At 40.0% G+C, this 16,457-nt stretch carries 15 protein-coding genes and 1 pseudogene; 11 read left to right on the top strand and 5 right to left on the bottom strand.

The features are described from left to right. Nucleotides 1-53 precede the first annotated feature (53 nt). Complete coding sequence (locus LZP46_RS03600) at nt 54-410, top strand: YbjQ family protein (protein WP_236094696.1); 357 nt, start codon at nt 54-56, stop codon at nt 408-410. Between the two features lie 31 nt (nt 411-441). Beyond that, nucleotides 442-903: a YbjQ family protein gene (locus LZP46_RS03595; RefSeq protein ID WP_236094695.1), complete on the top strand. Its 462-nt coding sequence runs from the start codon at nt 442-444 to the stop codon at nt 901-903. 27 nt (nt 904-930) lie between these two features. Here the strand turns inward: LZP46_RS03595 and LZP46_RS03590 are convergent, their stop codons facing one another. The 3 genes from LZP46_RS03590 to LZP46_RS03580 all read right to left on the bottom strand — a co-directional run bounded on the left by LZP46_RS03590 (nt 931) and on the right by LZP46_RS03580 (nt 3,296). After that, nucleotides 931-1,665 (bottom strand): hypothetical protein, encoded by a 735-nt coding sequence (locus LZP46_RS03590; protein WP_236094694.1) that lies wholly within the window; start codon nt 1,663-1,665, stop codon nt 931-933. Nucleotides 1,666-1,779: 114 nt separating this feature from the next. Beyond that, on the bottom strand, nt 1,780-2,586 hold the full coding sequence (locus LZP46_RS03585; RefSeq protein WP_236094693.1) for an SDR family NAD(P)-dependent oxidoreductase: 807 nt from the start codon (nt 2,584-2,586) through the stop codon (nt 1,780-1,782). A gap of 41 nt (nt 2,587-2,627) precedes the next feature. After that, nucleotides 2,628-3,296 carry a hypothetical protein gene (locus LZP46_RS03580; protein WP_236094692.1) on the bottom strand — a complete coding sequence of 223 codons (669 nt, stop codon included), beginning with the start codon at nt 3,294-3,296 and terminating at the stop codon, nt 2,628-2,630. Between the two features lie 251 nt (nt 3,297-3,547). Between LZP46_RS03580 and LZP46_RS03575 the strand changes: the two genes are divergently transcribed. From LZP46_RS03575 to LZP46_RS03565, 3 genes are all read left to right on the top strand, one after another. Continuing rightward, nucleotides 3,548-6,442 (top strand): valine--tRNA ligase, encoded by a 2,895-nt coding sequence (locus tag LZP46_RS03575; protein WP_236094691.1) that lies wholly within the window; start codon nt 3,548-3,550, stop codon nt 6,440-6,442. Between the two features lie 67 nt (nt 6,443-6,509). Next, the gene (locus LZP46_RS03570) at nt 6,510-7,793 is read left to right on the top strand and encodes an AAA family ATPase (protein WP_236094690.1); all 1,284 of its coding nucleotides are present in this window, start codon (nt 6,510-6,512) and stop codon (nt 7,791-7,793) included. A 1-nt stretch (nt 7,794) separates the two neighbouring features. Further along, complete coding sequence (locus LZP46_RS03565) at nt 7,795-8,457, top strand: HNH endonuclease (RefSeq protein WP_236094689.1); 663 nt, start codon at nt 7,795-7,797, stop codon at nt 8,455-8,457. Nucleotides 8,458-8,564: 107 nt separating this feature from the next. Here LZP46_RS03565 and LZP46_RS03560 read toward each other — a convergent pair. Then, nucleotides 8,565-8,946 (bottom strand): annotated as a pseudogene (locus LZP46_RS03560) (endonuclease domain-containing protein). Nucleotides 8,947-9,096: 150 nt separating this feature from the next. Between LZP46_RS03560 and LZP46_RS03555 the strand changes: the two are divergent. Then, nucleotides 9,097-9,774, top strand: a complete 678-nt coding sequence (locus tag LZP46_RS03555; RefSeq protein WP_070153014.1) for a YetF domain-containing protein — start codon at nt 9,097-9,099, stop codon at nt 9,772-9,774. Nucleotides 9,775-10,043: 269 nt separating this feature from the next. Here the strand turns inward: LZP46_RS03555 and LZP46_RS03550 are convergent, their stop codons facing one another. Continuing rightward, nucleotides 10,044-11,327, bottom strand: coding sequence for an MFS transporter (locus LZP46_RS03550; protein ID WP_236094688.1), 1,284 nt, complete (start codon nt 11,325-11,327; stop codon nt 10,044-10,046). 227 nt (nt 11,328-11,554) lie between these two features. On the opposite strand from LZP46_RS03550, the gene LZP46_RS03545 reads away from it, so the two are divergent. From LZP46_RS03545 to putP, 5 genes are all read left to right on the top strand, one after another. Beyond that, the gene (locus tag LZP46_RS03545) at nt 11,555-12,208 is read left to right on the top strand and encodes a 1-acyl-sn-glycerol-3-phosphate acyltransferase (protein WP_236094687.1); all 654 of its coding nucleotides are present in this window, start codon (nt 11,555-11,557) and stop codon (nt 12,206-12,208) included. Nucleotides 12,209-12,270: 62 nt separating this feature from the next. Then, nucleotides 12,271-13,188 (top strand): patatin-like phospholipase family protein, encoded by a 918-nt coding sequence (locus LZP46_RS03540; protein WP_236094686.1) that lies wholly within the window; start codon nt 12,271-12,273, stop codon nt 13,186-13,188. Nucleotides 13,189-13,317: 129 nt separating this feature from the next. Beyond that, on the top strand, nt 13,318-13,803 hold the full coding sequence (locus LZP46_RS03535) for an NfeD family protein (protein WP_070153002.1): 486 nt from the start codon (nt 13,318-13,320) through the stop codon (nt 13,801-13,803). A 1-nt stretch (nt 13,804) separates the two neighbouring features. Next, nucleotides 13,805-14,662, top strand: a complete 858-nt coding sequence (locus LZP46_RS03530; protein WP_004972306.1) for an SPFH domain-containing protein — start codon at nt 13,805-13,807, stop codon at nt 14,660-14,662. 221 nt (nt 14,663-14,883) lie between these two features. Next, entirely contained in the window at nt 14,884-16,386 is a 1,503-nt protein-coding gene (putP, locus tag LZP46_RS03525; RefSeq protein WP_236094685.1) for a sodium/proline symporter PutP, read from the top strand. The last annotated feature ends 71 nt before the right edge of the window (nt 16,387-16,457 follow it).

The raw sequence follows: 16,457 nt of genomic DNA, 5'->3' as shown, positions 1-16,457 counted from the left end.
TGCAAGCACATTTCATATCTTCAATACGTCTTGTTTTTAAATATTAGAATCTTATGTTGCTCAGTAATCTTGAATCTGTACCGGGTCATCGTATTTCACGGCAAATTGATGTGGTCTATGGCAGCACCGTACGCAGTAAGCATGTGGGGCGTGACTTGTTGGCAGGACTCAAAAATATTGTCGGTGGTGAATTAACGGCTTATACCGAATTACTAGAAGAATCACGCCAAGAAGCAATGGATCGTATGATTGAAAAAGCACGTGGTTTAGGTGCCAATGCCATTGTCGGGATTCGCTTTTCTACCTCAAATATTGCCCAAGGTGCTTCGGAACTGTTCGTTTACGGCACTGCGGTTGTAGTTGAAGCTGACATCCCTAAACTTCCAGACCCTTTCCCTGTGCAAAATTAAGGCTGAGTTGATTTGATGGGGATAACATCACATGGATAATTTAATTCTGCAAATTGTTGTCTTTGCTGTTTTATTTGCCGTAGGTTTTGGTTTTGGCCGACACAACGAACGCAAGCATTTCAAATATTTAGCCGAACAAGAACTGCGTTTAAGCTATATTCGGGTACACAACAGCCGTTTTCAAACCAGCACACAGACTGGGCAATTAGTACATAGTAATGTGGTCATTTCACATGATTATTTTAAGTTTGTGATTGCCAATATTCAGAACTTCTTTGGCGGGCGTTTGAGCAGTTATGAAAGTATTGTCGAGCGTGCGCGTCGAGAAGCAATCGTCCGTTTAAAATTAGAAGCTGAAAAAAAGGGCGCAAATCATATTATGGGGCTGCGTTTAAGCACCACAGAATTGAGTATGCAAGGCGGTATGGTCGAAGTTTTTGCTTATGGAACGGCGGTTCAAAATAGCGTTAGTCAATTCTCTGCAAAACGCTGAGTACATCTTTCAGCGTTTGTAAAGAATTTAGTATAAATACTGATCTCGATAAGGCTGAGGAATTTGATATTGCTGACCATCAAATTTTAAAGTGAAACGCTGTTGAGTAGACACGCGTTTAGTTTCTTTACAATTTTCTAAATCTCCCGACATTTCATAATGTTGAATACGATCACGTAATTGCATATCAAAATATTGTCGAGTTGTATTCCGCAAGATCATTAAAATAGCTTTACTTTCTATTACTTCGGCATTACAACGTGTATCGGTTTCTGCCTGATAACGCGCTACGATTAAACCGTTTAAAATTTTCTTGTTATGTTGTAAATCATATAAATCGAGTACTTGCACCGAAAAAGGATTGGCACTTGAACGTCCTGCATAATTCCTTCTTAAACCAATTGCCCTTAAGCTTTCAGAAACTTGATACGGCGCCAAATCTAAATGGATAGAACGCAGTTCAATTGCATCTGAAGGCAAAAGCTCTTTCACGTGATAGATTGAATGAAGCTTTTGCGTTTTACTATTTACGGTTAAAAAAGTCAGCTGATAATCATCTACAGGTTGATCATCTTTTGTCTGAGTTTCAGCATAAGCAATTAAAGTTTGTTCAGTAACATTGGGGAAATCTGCACAAGCCAAAAAGTCCTCATTCACTGTGGTTGTATTTGTGTGCTGTCGTAAAATCTTTTCAATATATTCAGGTTGTTTACACAACGAATCATCGTTTGTTTGTAATTTGGCAAATGTCGTTTGAGTCATCCCTAAGAAAGCGAAAAGCCACGCGCTGATAAAAAAAACCTTTAATTATTAAACGCATGGCTCATCCTTCTTTTTGTTTTTATTATTTTATTTTGAAGTCACTTTGATTAAAAATTACTTCACTTTAGTTTTACGAATCATTTTATATAAAACACTTGGCGATAAACGCGACACCCACACGCCCAATTTTTCTTTAGCGCCCCCGACCACAATATATTCATCGCCTGCCATGAGTGCTTTAACTGTATTTTTAGCAAAAACATCGGCATCTAAACCATTTTCAATGGCTTCATCTTGATGTCCTTGTGGTTTGCCTTCACCATTCAACGCATTAAAAGACACATTGGTATTTACAAAACCAGGGAATACAACTGAAACCTGTACGCCCTGCTCTGCTACTTCTGCGCGCAAACTATTCGCCCACATGTGAATGGCACTTTTCGCTGCAGAATATGACGCGCGATATTGCGTGCCCAATAAGGCCGCAACACTAGACACAAAAATAATGCGGCCATGTTTTTGCTGCAAAAAGGTCGGCAATACAGTTTTGGTCAGAAAGACCTGAGAAAAATAGTCCACTTCCATAATGGTGCGTTCGGTTTGCATAGAGGTATCAGCAATTAAAGCGCGCTGACTTAAACCTGCATTATTGATTAGCCAGTCAATGCGTCCTTTACGTGCCAAAACTTGCTCATAGGCATGTAACACCTGACTTTCATTGGTAATGTCTGCACGTATAGAAAGATGACGTTCAGGATTCAGCAAACTCATGCGTACTTTTTCAAGTTCTTCATAACGACGTGCGGTTAAAATCACTTGGGCTCCTTGTAAAGCACACTCTTTTGCCAATGCCTTACCAATGCCAGAAGATGCACCAGTAATCCACACCACTTTATGTTCCAAGTTTTCCCGTTTTGCCATACCGTTTGTCCGCGTTATTGAAAAATTTATGTCATCAACATTTAAGTCTTAGGTTTTGCAGGATGCTGTAAAAACCCAAGAAAATGGTTTAAATATATTTCTGCACTTTCTAAATCGAATTGCGCACCCATTTTTTCTAAGCGTTTATACCCCAGTTGTGTAGTCAAATGAATCACACCGTTTAAAGTTTTATCGACCACTACATTAAATTTCAGCATTTTTTTCGGATCACGAATTAAATAACCTACGCCCTGATCAATAATTTGAGCAAACCCTTTAAATGCAGGCGCAATGCATGCACTGTTGCCCTGCCTAATTTGCTCAATGCAACCCAAAGTTTCTTTCATGACAATACTATCGACAGGATAAGTCACAAAAGCTTGCTCTTCCTGCTGATCCATCATGCTTGCCAGATAATTCACCATAGGCGTTAAACGTTGATTGCCAAAAAACGATACCGACCATGGCATATATTTTTGCATGGTTTGTATGACTTGCTGAATAATTTTTTCAGACTCACCATCTAGTGAATGGCTAGAACGTGACATTTCACCAAAAAGCTGCTCAATAATTTCACAAGAAATATCGGTCAGTACCGCTCCCAAAGCTTTAGATAAACTTTCCAATTCACCCGCATTGAGTTGTTGATGAATGTGTTGAAATCTTTGATATGTGTCTGGTTTTAATTCTAAAGAAACAGCATAAGTCATAACTGAATTTGCCTATTTTGACCGTATTGATGTGTTTTCATTTATTTTAAAAGCCGTTGCTTAAACCTAGTTTAAAACAGTGTTGCAGGCAACGGAGAACTTGCCGTTTTTATCATACTTGACGTCCATCATACGATGAGTTTGCCCAACTGCCAATTGCGATAAGTTTGGCTGAGTTGAATCTCGCTTAGCGGGCCATTTTTTTGCTACAATAGTTGCAATTTTTTATTCACTTTTAATCTGTTCTTACTATGACTGATTCAGCGCAAAATATTGCTACAACCTACGATCCTACCGAGATCGAGAAAAAATGGTACAAGACTTGGGAAGAAAACGGCTACTTTAAGCCGTCAGAAAAAGGCGAATCATTCTGTATCATGATTCCGCCGCCAAACGTCACAGGTAGCTTGCACATGGGTCATGGTTTTAACAACGCCATTATGGATGCCCTTACACGCTTTAACCGTATGTCAGGCAAAAATACCTTATGGCAACCAGGTACAGACCACGCGGGTATTGCCACACAAATGGTGGTAGAGCGTCAATTGGGCGCGCAAAATATCAGCCGTCATGACTTAGGCCGTGAAAAATTCATCGAAAAAGTCTGGGAATGGAAAGAACAATCTGGTGGTAACATTACCCGTCAAATCCGTCGTTTAGGTTCTTCAGTAGATTGGTCACGTGAACGCTTCACCATGGATGAAGGCTTATCGAATGCGGTGAAAGAAGTTTTCGTGAAACTACACGAAGAAGGTTTAATTTACCGTGGTAAACGCCTCGTAAACTGGGATCCAAAATTACAAACTGCCCTATCTGACCTAGAAGTTGAGTCTGATAAAGAAGAACAAGGTTCACTCTGGCACTTCAAATATTTCTTTGAAGATAAATCGCTTCGCACACACGATGGTAAAGATCATATTGTGGTGGCAACCACTCGTCCTGAAACATTGTTAGGTGATACTGCAGTTGCGGTTGCGCTTGATGATGAGCGTTATTCGCACCTTGTTGGTCAAAACATCATCCTGCCAATTACTGGTCGTGCGGTTCCAATCGTTAAAGATGAATATGTCGATAAAGAATTCGGTACAGGCTGTGTGAAAATTACCCCTGCCCACGACTTCAATGACTATGAAGTGGGTAAACGCTGCGAATTGCCAATCATCAACATCTTCAACAAAAATGCTGAAGTATTGGCTGAATTTGAATATATCGCAAAAGCAGGCGAACAAATTTCTAAAACCATTCCTGCACCTGCAGACTACATTGGTTTAGAGCGTTTTGAAGCACGTAAGAAACTGGTTGAGCAAGCGGAAAGCGAAGGCTGGTTAGATCAGATCCAACCGTACACCTTGAAACCACCTCGCGGTGACCGTTCGGGCGTGATTGTTGAGCCATTATTGACGGACCAATGGTATGTGAAAATTGCACCGTTGGCGCAGCCTGCAATTGAAGCAGTGAAAGATGGTCGCATCAAGTTCGTGCCTGAACAGTACAGCAATATGTACATGGCGTGGATGAACAACATTCAAGATTGGTGTATTTCGCGTCAATTGTGGTGGGGGCATCGTATTCCCGCTTGGTACGATGCTGAAGGCAATGTATTCGTTGGTCGTGACGAAGCAGAAGTTCGTGCGAAAAACAACATCCCCGCTGACGTTGAATTGAACCAAGACGAAGACGTACTCGATACATGGTTCTCCTCTGCACTTTGGACATTCTCGACCTTAGGTTGGACGGGTGATGCCAAGAAAGATGCAGAAAACTACTTCTTAAACACCTTCCACTCCACAGATGTATTGGTGACAGGTTTTGACATCATCTTTTTTTGGGTTGCTCGCATGATCATGCTGACCATGCACTTCATGAAAAATGAAGATGGTACGCCACAAGTGCCGTTCAAAACTGTGTATGTACATGGTTTAGTTCGTGACAGCGAAGGTCAAAAAATGTCGAAGTCTAAGGGCAACGTACTTGACCCATTAGACTTGATTGATGGTGTAGATCTTGAAACTTTAGTACAAAAACGTACCACAGGTTTGATGAACCCGAAACAAGCGGCAAAAATTGAAAAATCGACCCGCAAAGAATTCCCAGAAGGGATTCAGGCGTATGGTACAGATGCAGTTCGTTTTACCTTCTGTGCATTGGCAAACACAGGTCGTGACATCAAGTTTGATATGAAACGTGTGGAAGGTTACCGTAACTTTGCCAACAAAATTTGGAATGCAACTCGTTTTGTATTGATGAATGTTGAAGGTCAGACTGTCGGTCAAGAAGCACGTCAAGACCTTTGGGAATTGCCTGAACAGTGGATTGTGAGCCGTTTACAAAAGGCAGAACAAGCTGTTCATCAAGCCTTTGCAACTTACCGTTTAGACTTGGCTGCGCAAGCGATTTATGACTTTATTTGGAATGAATACTGCGATTGGTATGTAGAGCTGACCAAACCTGTTCTGAATGATGAGTCTGTTTCTGAAGAACGCAAAGCTGAAGTTCGTCGTGTATTACTTGCGGTGATGGAAGCTTCTTTACGTCTTGCTCACCCAATCATGCCTTACTTGACTGAAGAAATTTGGCAAACCCTTGCGCCAATGATTGGCTTGGGTGGTGAAACCATTATGTTGGCAAACTACCCTGTTGCAGATGAAGCCAAAATCAACGAACAAGCCGAAGCAGATATGCAATGGCTACAAGGTTTGATTGGTGCGGTGCGTAACATTCGTGGTGAAATGGGTCTAGGTAATGCACGTTTATTGCCTGTACTGCTTCAGAACACGACTGAAGCAGAAAAAGCACAAATCGCACGTATTGAACCGTTGTTTAAAGCATTGGCGAAAGTTGAAAGCATTACCTTCCTAGCGGATGCTGAACAACCGCCATTGTCTTCTTCTTCTGTAGTGGGTCACGTATCTGTATTCGTTCCAATGAAGGGCTTAATTGACCCGAAAGCGGAATTAGGTCGCCTACAAAAAGACTTAGACAAAGTTCAAAAACAGCATGACCAAATTGCGACTAAACTTGGCAATGAAGGTTTTGTAGCGAAAGCACCTGCGGCTGTGGTTGAAGGTGAGAAAGCCAAACTTGCTGAATTTGCAGATCAATTAGCGAAGATTAAAGCGAATATGGAGCAGATTGCAGCGCTTTAAGCTATTTACAATTAAATATTTTATATAGTATAAAGGGCTGATTATTCAGCCCTTTATTTTTTACGATATGGCTTTTATTCATAAACATAACAGTAGTGGAAAAACTTATACTTTTTATAGTGATGAAATTATTTCAACAGAAAAAAATATATTTACTGTTCTTGTAGGAAAAAATGGTAGTGGAAAAAGTCGCTTACTAAATAGTTTAGTAATGCGAGGAATTGAGGAAAGAAAATATGTTCTTGCTTTTTCTAACTCCATGTATCATAAATTCCCTCAGCTTAATAACGATAAAACTTTTGGTTATTTATGCTACGCAAACAATAAGAATATATTAAAAAATTATGCTTACTGTAATGCTCTACATGGACTAATGGATCAAGAGTTAGTGCATTTAGCGATTGAAAAACAATTATTTCATACTATGTCACTAATGCAATTTAAAGAGTGGAATATACAAAATCTTATACCTTTATTAATTCTAAAATTAAAACAAGACCCTCACCGTGCTTATTTATTAGATAAAGTTTTAGATTTCTTAGGTTTCGAAAAGAACATCCATATTACTTTTAATCGAAATAAAAAATCATCAGATATTTTCATTAATGCCTTTAATGAAAAAATGTTAGCTTTTCAAAATAAAACTGAAAATCATGAAATTCTTAAAGAAATTGCTATTAATCTTTATAATAATAAATTAACTGATTATTATTTCCCTATGGCTAGAGATTTAAAAACATTTTCAGCAGTGGGTTATGGTATAGCTTTAGATCTGTGGAAAATCAAAAAAATTAATTTTATAAAAAAAGGCGAAAAAATTTCATATCGAGATCTTAGTTCTGGTGAAACATCATTTTTAACTCTCGGTTTATTCTTACTAATATTTCTAGAAAATGATTCAATTATATGTATAGATGAACCTGAGATTAACTTACATCCTGAATGGCAAAGTCAGGTTATTAACTTTCTAAATAATGTCTTTCAAAAATTTAAACAATGTCATTTTTTTATAGCCACTCATGCTCCACAAATAATTTCGGGAGCTAATGGAGAAAATATTTATATTCATGATTTAGAAAAAAATATAAATCAAAATATTAATAATCTTAGAAATAGATCTTCCGACTTTCAATTAAGTGAGGTTTTCAACTTTCCTGGTAATAATAATGAGTATTTAATTAGAAAATTAATCGTTATTTTAAACAAGTTAAACACAGAAGATAATTTTCATCTAGACTTAGAAAGCCAAGAACTTTTAAAAAATCTAGATATTTTAATCAATAATAAAAAAATTCATGAAGATGATAAAGTGTTCGTTCTTTTCAAGCTTATCAAAAGTTACAGAGGTTGAAATGCAAGTGTGTCAAATACCTAGTGAACTTCAAACTTTTATTGATAACTATGATAAAGAGAACTATCAGCTTTGGAATAATGAGACAAATAAAGATGTACAAGCTTTTCGATCTTTAATTCGTGCTCACTATTTATCTGATCAAAAACTTACTTGCTTTTACTGTAAGCAATATATTTTTTCAACTAATGGATTCCATTGGCAAGTAGAGCATATTTTACCTAAATCATTATTTCCTCAATTCTTATTTGAACCTAGAAACTTAATTGTCATCTGTCCAGACTGCAACCGAGAAAAAGGTGATCAAAATCCTCATGTAAATGGAGATAGAGCTTGCTCACAGCCTACCTATCCGCGCACGAGTGGGCGCTTCAAAATCATTCATCCTTTATATGATATATATGAAAATCATATTGAACGTATCTCTGCAAATCACTGTGATTATCCTGATCACTATTTCCTAAAAGCTCACACCCCTAAAGGTAAAGCTACTGTAAAAATGTGTGACCTAAATCGTTTTTATCAGGAATTTGCAGGTTATAAAGACATGACTGGAAAACAAGTACAAACTATTGATGATTTACTCGAAATTGATTTATCAACAGCTACCTTTGAGCAAAAGCAAGCAGCCATATTAAGAATAACTGAATCTATGCGCAGATAGCTCTTTTCCCTCACCCCAGCCCTCTCCCATAGGGAGAGGGAGCAATCTTTGTGAATTCCACTGTAGTTTGAAACTCAATGAATATTCCCTCTCCTCTCAGCAGAGGGTCAGGGAGAGGTGATTTTGATTTTTAACTCAAAACACCTCTGCCACAAATCTTCTAAAACCACATCCGTCCGCCCCAACACATCATGATTCCAATAACGCACAACGCTTAAACCCAAAGTCTCTAAAAACTTCGTCCGTTCTGCATCATATTCGACAGCATCATCTGTTCCATGCTGACCACCATCCAACTCAATCACCAAACCAATTTCATGACAGAAAAAAATCCACAATATAAGGTTTAATCACATACTGACGACGAAATTTCAGATTCATAAAACGCTTGGCAAGGAGTATTTGCCACAGCAAATTTTCAGCATCCGTAGCAACATGACGCATAGATTTGGCAAATTGTAAGAGTTGTGAATTCATCTTTTGATTCATTATTTTTTGTATTTATAGTTTTTAGCCATCATAACAAATTTTTATTTTCCTAAACCACTCAAATAATTGCAGTTCTTTACTCAAAACCACTATTTTACCCACGCAATTTAAGCATAGTATCAAGCATCAAAATAACAAAATAGACAGTCTATGGATTGGTTTACCATCTTTATTCACGATACTACATGGGCATTTGTTGCCGAATTAATGATTCGGGCAGCACTCATGTTTAGCATGATTATTATATTTTTGCGCCTTACAGGGAAACGTGGAGTACGCCAGCTTTCTATTTTTGAATTGGCCATTATTTTATCGCTCGGTTCTATTGCGGGCGACCCCATGTTCACTGAAGATTTACCTTTGGTACACGCCTTGGTGGTAATGACAGTGGTGATTGGAATGTATCGCCTGACCACATGGCTCATGATGAAATACCAACCCTTTGAAGATTTGATTGAAGGTAAATCGCTGTATATTGTAGAAAATGGCGAACTGGTCTTAGAAAAAATTAAATACGGCAAAATGTCGCATGATGAATTCTTTGCCGAAATGCGCCAACAAGGTGTGGAGCATTTAGGGCAAGTACGTGTCGGTTTACTAGAAACTGATGGCAAATTCAGCATGTTATTTTTTCATGACGGTGCCACACGCTATGGTTTACCCTTATTTCCTAAAGCTTGCCAACCCGTGTACCGCACAACTCCAAACACATATTATGCCTGCATGTATTGTGGGCATGTCCGTTTACTTGAACACGCCAATGAAGCCTGTCCGCGTTGTAATCACCAACAATGGACACTGGCAATCAATACTGCATATCGCAGCTAGAATATGTTGATTTTAGCTGCAACACATTTCTATGCGACTTAAATTGTCGCAGGATTGTCATAATTTAAAGTTATACTGCCTGCGCTGCCGAAGTGAAGCACTCAAAGCGCAAATAATAATTTTTGAAAATACAAAAACGACATCGGTATCTGCTTCAATGTGGATACCTTTTATACTCCAGCGACTCTTTAAGGGTCGCTTTTATTTTTCCACTCAATGAATTTTTAATGTGGTTCAAGCCTATTATTATGCATTGATGATCTACCTTCTTATTCAAGTGCTGACGAGCGAGCGCCTTTCGCAAGCTTTGCCCATTTCCAGATCGGTACAAGGCAAAAAATCGCAACAATACAAATCAACAGTAAGTAATTCGCATAGCCTAAAGCATCGCCCAACATTCCACTCAGGGTATAAAGTACCCCGCTCACAGTCGCCATAATCGCAACCTGAAATGTAAAGTCAGTCCCTGCGTATTGTTTACGACTGTACTGCATAATCAAGGTTAGCATCACTACAAGTAACATGGCAGAGCACAAATCTTCCGCCGCATTAATGCTATAAATCAGCCAGTGTGCAACATCAACTTGTTGTTCATACAATTCAGCCAAATAAGCATAGGCCACTAAACTCAAAATTTTAAGCACAGAAAAAATGATGAGGGCATGCGCTCTAGACCACCATTTCAGCATCAACCCTGCGATGCCTGCACCTAACAAAGCGGCCATTGCCCCCAACATGGTCACGTAAATGCCAATTTGAGAAAAGCTTAAGCCTAAATCCACCATAAAAGGTTTTAATAAGGGGCCAGCCAAACCATCGGCAATTTTAAAGCTGAGTAACACCCATAGCCATGCGTACAGCACAGGCGTTTCAACAAAATAGCGCAAATATTCACGAATCGCAGCAAGGCGTGCGGGAAATGACATTTTGCTTTGAGCTTGAACAAGCACTTGATTAGCCGCATGTCGTGGCTCTTTAAACATTAAAATTGGCAAGGTATTTAAAAACACCAATGCCGCTAAAATTAAGAAAGTTTTTTGCCAATCTAGCCAATCCAATGCCCACAGAATTGCTCCACCACCGACAATAAAGCCCAGTCGTGAACCTACCACCTGAAAGGTATTGCCCCAATGTTGCTGTTTGGCTTGTAAAATATTGACCGCCAAACCATCGGTGGCAATATCTTGGGTTGCACCGACCAAATTCATGCTGAGCAAAGCCACAAAAAATACCCACAAATATATAGGATGATTTAAGGACTCAATCGGTAAAAAAGACAGCCCAATCAGCACCAAAACACTCAGCCATTGGCACGGCAAAATCCAGCTACGATAATGCCCCAAATATGAATATCCAAAGCGATCTACCAATGGCGCCCAAAATACTTTGATTGACCACGGCAGCATTAACAAACCAAAACCGCCAATGTGTGCCAAAGACACTCCTTGCGCACGTAAAATCACAGGCAAGGCATGAGTCATAAAGCCAACAGGCAAGCCCTGCGCCCAATACAGAGAAAATAACAACAAATAGGTTTGGCGCAAATTGGGCATAGCATCTCAATTTAGACATGGGCAAAAGATCAAAATAACGCAGTACTACACTAAAATTTTGAATAATGGATTGTTATTTTTCATCACTTTCACATTCAGATTTCGACTATTTTGCCAATGAATCAGACAAAGCGAAAGTCTAATATCTTGAATAGATTTAGATTCATGCGTCATGATATTGGATCTTTTTTGTTGTTATTCACGCACGTCAGGATGACATCGTATTCATGAAACTCAGCAATCCTTTTGCACGCAGTGTACGGCAATTTCCACAGTTACCCGACCAAGTGCCACAACGTGGAACAGCCAGTAGTCGTGCTTTATTTAAAAATATTTTTTTGGCACAAGGTTGGCAAATGGTGGGCGAGTTTCCTAACTTACCCAAAGCAGTTGCTATTATCTCACCGCATACGTCAAATATTGATGCGTGGCATGGTTTTACCGCCCTACTCGGTTTAGGTATTCAAATTACTATTTTTGGTAAGCACACTTTATTTAAAACCCCGCTCAAACCACTTTTAAACTGGATTGGGGTGATTCCTGTGGTGCGACATTCTCCACAAGGACATACCCAAGATATTATTGAAATTGTACGAAAAAAAGAAAAAATCTGGATTGGTATGGCGCCCGAAGGTACCCGCAAACAAGCCGAAAATATTCGCAGTGGCTTTTACCATATTGCCTACGGTGCCAATATTCCAATTGTGATGTTCTCTTTTGATTATGCACATAAAACCATCCATATTTTGGGCGTGTTTGTTCCTACGGGTAATTATGCTCAAGATTTAGAAGCAATTTATGCGCACTATAACGGCAAATTTTCGGCTAAAAATCCACATTGGTTGGCAAAACCGTTACAAAAGCTTTTGAAAAAGGGCTAGTCAAAGTTTCTATTTTTTGTTCATATGGGCGCAATATTCTTTGATCTAAATTTAGATTCGATATGCAACTGATTCGTTATTCTTTAGTGGGCGTACTTGCTCTAACTTTGGCTGGCTGCGACAAAACAACAAAAACACCGCCAAGCACCACCCCCATCCAAGCACGTGAGCCTGTGATTGCACTGGCGCTAGGTGGCGGCGGTGCCAAAGGCTTTGCACATATTGGCGTCATTAAGGTTTTAGAATCTCACGGGATTAAACCCAAAATTGTCACAGGCACCAGTGCAGGCAGCTTTGTCGGCAGTTTATATGCCAGCGGCAAAAGTCCTTATCAGCTCCAACATATTGCCCTAAGCTTTAAAGAATCCGACATTCGTGATTTAACCTTAAACCGTCAGGGTTTTATTGCAGGTCAAAAGTTACAAGACTTCGTCAATCAACACGTGGCGAATAAACCGATTGAGAAATTTCCAATTCGTTTTGCTGCCGTTGCCACACGTTTAGATAATGGCCGTAAAGCCGACTTTATTAAAGGTAATGCAGGTCAAGCTGTACGCGCCTCTTGCAGTATTCCGAATGTTTTTGTGCCTGCCACCATTGGTGGAACACAATATGTAGATGGTGGCTTGGTTAGCCCGATTCCCGTACAGACGGCTAAAGCCATGGGAGCTGATTTAGTCATTGCGGTGGATATTTCTGCACGTCCAACAGGCAATCAACCTGTCAGCATGTGGGGCTTACTCGATCAAACTTTAAATATTATGGGGCAGCAAAGTATCAATCAGGAATTGGCGCAGGCCAATATCGTGATTCAACCGAAAGTTGGACATATTGGCACACTGGATTTAAAAGCCAGTAACCAAACCATTTTAGAAGGTGAAAAAGCTGCGCAATTACAGGTTAAAGCAATTCAGCAAGCCATCACTCACTTTAAAAAATCACCTGCCGCGCTGAAACCTGCACCGCGTCCGAAATTTTAAGATTCAGTGATTTTTTTAATATTCATAAACTTATTGATCTGTTAAAGTGATGAGAGCGCATCTTTTTAAGTCGATGCGTTTATCTAAGCAACTAGAATCAACCAATCGTAAAAATACGCGAGTAGATGTATGGAATTCGTTCTTGAACCTTGGCACTGGTTTGTACTAGGCGTTTTGTTAATGCTTTCAGAACTGCTCTTGCCTGCGTTTGCCGCTTTATGGTTTGGCGTTGGGGCAATCATGGTCGGTATTTTATACTGGATGTTCCCCATGATGGGCACTACTACCCAATTGGTGATGTGGATTATCTTGTCGGTACTGTGTACCTTGGCGTGGTTTAAGTTTATCAAACCCTTATCTACCGATAAAACTAAAGCAGGTTTATCACGCGAAGCCACCATTGGACAAATTGGCATGGTCATTCAAACCAACTTGGAACATGATCAAATTAAAGTCCGTTTCCCTATGCCTGTGCTCGGTTCAGACGAATGGAACTGCCGTACCACGAGCCCTGTACAAGTGGGAGATCGGATTCGCGTGATTGATATTTTGGGTAATGATTTAGTGGTGCAGCCGCATCACAGCGCACATGACAACGAAAAAGTGAGAAATTAAAATGTCTGGTGGATCTATTATTGTTTTAGCGATTTTAGCCTTTGTAGGAATTACGATTTTTAAAGGCGTGCGAATTGTTCCGCAAGGTTATAAATGGATTGTGCAACGTCTGGGTAAATACCACACCACACTTGCACCAGGACTCAACTTCGTCATTCCTTATGTCGATGAAGTGGCCTATAAAGTCACCACCAAAGATATTGTGTTAGATATTCCATCTCAGGAAGTCATTACCCGTGACAACGCAGTTTTGCTTATGAATGCGGTGGCGTACATTAACCTCACGACTCCTGAAAAAGCAGTGTATGGCATTGAAAACTATACTTGGGCGATTCAAAACCTGGTTCAAACCTCATTGCGTTCTATTGTAGGTGAAATGGATTTGGATGATGCCTTGTCTTCACGTGATCACATTAAAGCCAAACTCAAAGCAGCTATTTCTGATGATATTTCAGACTGGGGGATTACCCTTAAAACTGTTGAAATTCAGGATATTAAACCATCACATACCATGCAGGCGGCTATGGAAGAACAAGCTGCAGCAGAACGTCAGCGTCGTGCTACCGTAACCAAAGCCGATGGTGAAAAACAAGCGGCTATTTTAGAAGCCGATGGTCGTTTAGAAGCTTCGCGTCGTGATGCTGAAGCACAAGTTGTATTGGCAGAATCTTCACAACGCGCTATTGAAATGGTCAGCTCTGCGGTAGGTGATAAAGAAATTCCTGTGGCGTACTTATTGGGTGAGCAATACGTGAAAGCCATGCAAGATATGGCGAAATCGAACAATGCCAAAACTGTGGTCTTACCTGCAGATGTCTTGAATACCATTCGTGGTGTTATGGGTCGCAATAATCCATAAGCAAATCAGAAAAAGAGCAAGAAGATAGGCAGCTTTCAAGCTGCCTATTTTATGCGTATTCAGAAAAAAATCTGAAATATTTTTTAATGTATGTTTAAATTTCGCGTTTATTGATGAAATGAGCACCGCAAATGAGATGTCTGGACTCACCAAATTGTGTGACTCACATCTAGCAGCGGTCTGTATTTTAGTCGACTGTCCAAAACCCAAATGGATACTGTATGAGCGCACTCAACCCCACCATTATTACTTTCCTGTTTTATATTGTCGCCATGATTGTCATTGGTTTATTGGCTTATCGTGCGACTCGAAATTTCTCGGACTACATTTTAGGTGGTCGTCGCCTTGGCAGTTTTGTTACCGCACTTTCTGCAGGCGCATCCGATATGAGTGGTTGGTTGCTGATGGGCTTGCCTGGTGCCATTTATCTTTCAGGTTTATCTGAAATATGGATTGCAATTGGTCTGATTATTGGCGCATGGTTAAACTGGCTTTTGGTGGCAGGTCGTTTACGGGTACACACCGAAGTACAGCACAATGCTCTGACTTTGCCTGACTATTTTTCAAATCGTTTTAATGATCAAAGAAAAATCTTAAGAATTGTATCTGCCTGCGTAATTCTAGTTTTCTTTGCAATTTATTGTGCTTCGGGCATGGTCGCAGGGGCGCGCTTATTTGAAAGTATGTTTGATTTGCCTTACAGCACTGCATTGTGGATTAGTGCCATTGCGACCATTAGCTATGTGTTTATTGGTGGTTTCTTGGCAGTCAGCTGGACGGACACCATTCAAGCTGGCTTGATGATTTTTGCGCTCTTGCTGACCCCAATCATTACCCTACTCAGCTTTTCTGACCTCAGCCAAGTTACACTTGCTTTAGAAGCAGCTCGCCCACAAGCGCTGAATTTAGTCGGTGATTTAAGCTGGGTGGCGATCATTTCCCTCATGGCATGGGGCTTAGGCTATTTTGGACAGCCACATATTTTAGTGCGTTTTATGGCGGTTGATTCAGTCAAGTCTATTCCGAATGCACGTCGGATTGGCATGACATGGATGACATTATGTTTAGGCGGTGCGGTGGCTGCAGGCTTTTTTGGTATCGCCTACTTCCAACAACATCCTGAACTGGCAGGTGTTGTGAATGCCAACCCTGAAACAGTATTTATGGAACTTACCAAAATTCTGTTTAATCCGTGGGTAGCAGGTGTGGTACTGGCGGCAATTTTAGCTGCTGTGATGAGTACCCTAAGCTGTCAACTTTTGGTCTGCTCAAGTACTTTAACTGAAGATTTTTACAAATCTTTCCTGCGAAAAAATGCTTCACAAAATGAATTGGTCTGGGTCGGACGCGGCATGGTTCTCATGATTGCTTTGCTTGCTATTTTTATGGCAGGCAATCCTGAATCAAAAGTATTGGGATTGGTTTCTTATGCTTGGGCAGGCTTCGGTGCAGCATTTGGCCCACTAATTATTCTGTCTTTGTTCTGGAAACGCATGACTTTAAATGGTGCATTGGCGGGGATGGTTGTCGGTGCACTTATGGTGATTCTTTGGAAAAACCTTTGGGCAGACACAGGTATTTATGAAATTATTCCGGGCTTTGTGTGTTCTTGGATTGCGATTGTCGTGGTGAGTTTATTGGGTAAAGCGCCAAGTCATGAAGTGACAGACCGTTTTGAACAGGCCGATCAGCAATATAAAGAATCGCACTCAGCTGTAGATTGATCTGCATAGAGATAAAAAAGCAATTAAAAAAACCAGTGCCTTGAATTGCACTGGTTTTTTTATGTCTAAAA

It is taken from the genome of Acinetobacter sp. SCLZS86, from assembly GCF_021560715.1.
Lineage (GTDB): Bacteria > Pseudomonadota > Gammaproteobacteria > Pseudomonadales > Moraxellaceae > Acinetobacter > Acinetobacter towneri_A.
This window is presented reverse-complemented; position numbering and strand designations above follow the sequence as displayed.

Coding starts and splice junctions, on each gene's coding strand:
- LZP46_RS03600 (WP_236094696.1), top strand. CDS start 54: ATGTTGCTCAGTAATCTTGAATCTGTACCGGGTCATCGTATTTCACGG.
- LZP46_RS03595 (WP_236094695.1), top strand. CDS start 442: ATGGATAATTTAATTCTGCAAATTGTTGTCTTTGCTGTTTTATTTGCC.
- LZP46_RS03590 (WP_236094694.1), bottom strand. CDS start 1,665: ATGACTCAAACGACATTTGCCAAATTACAAACAAACGATGATTCGTTG.
- LZP46_RS03585 (WP_236094693.1), bottom strand. CDS start 2,586: ATGGCAAAACGGGAAAACTTGGAACATAAAGTGGTGTGGATTACTGGT.
- LZP46_RS03580 (WP_236094692.1), bottom strand. CDS start 3,296: ATGACTTATGCTGTTTCTTTAGAATTAAAACCAGACACATATCAAAGA.
- LZP46_RS03575 (WP_236094691.1), top strand. CDS start 3,548: ATGACTGATTCAGCGCAAAATATTGCTACAACCTACGATCCTACCGAG.
- LZP46_RS03570 (WP_236094690.1), top strand. CDS start 6,510: ATGGCTTTTATTCATAAACATAACAGTAGTGGAAAAACTTATACTTTT.
- LZP46_RS03565 (WP_236094689.1), top strand. CDS start 7,795: ATGCAAGTGTGTCAAATACCTAGTGAACTTCAAACTTTTATTGATAAC.
- LZP46_RS03555 (WP_070153014.1), top strand. CDS start 9,097: ATGGATTGGTTTACCATCTTTATTCACGATACTACATGGGCATTTGTT.
- LZP46_RS03550 (WP_236094688.1), bottom strand. CDS start 11,327: ATGCCCAATTTGCGCCAAACCTATTTGTTGTTATTTTCTCTGTATTGG.
- LZP46_RS03545 (WP_236094687.1), top strand. CDS start 11,555: ATGAAACTCAGCAATCCTTTTGCACGCAGTGTACGGCAATTTCCACAG.
- LZP46_RS03540 (WP_236094686.1), top strand. CDS start 12,271: ATGCAACTGATTCGTTATTCTTTAGTGGGCGTACTTGCTCTAACTTTG.
- LZP46_RS03535 (WP_070153002.1), top strand. CDS start 13,318: ATGGAATTCGTTCTTGAACCTTGGCACTGGTTTGTACTAGGCGTTTTG.
- LZP46_RS03530 (WP_004972306.1), top strand. CDS start 13,805: ATGTCTGGTGGATCTATTATTGTTTTAGCGATTTTAGCCTTTGTAGGA.
- putP (WP_236094685.1), top strand. CDS start 14,884: ATGAGCGCACTCAACCCCACCATTATTACTTTCCTGTTTTATATTGTC.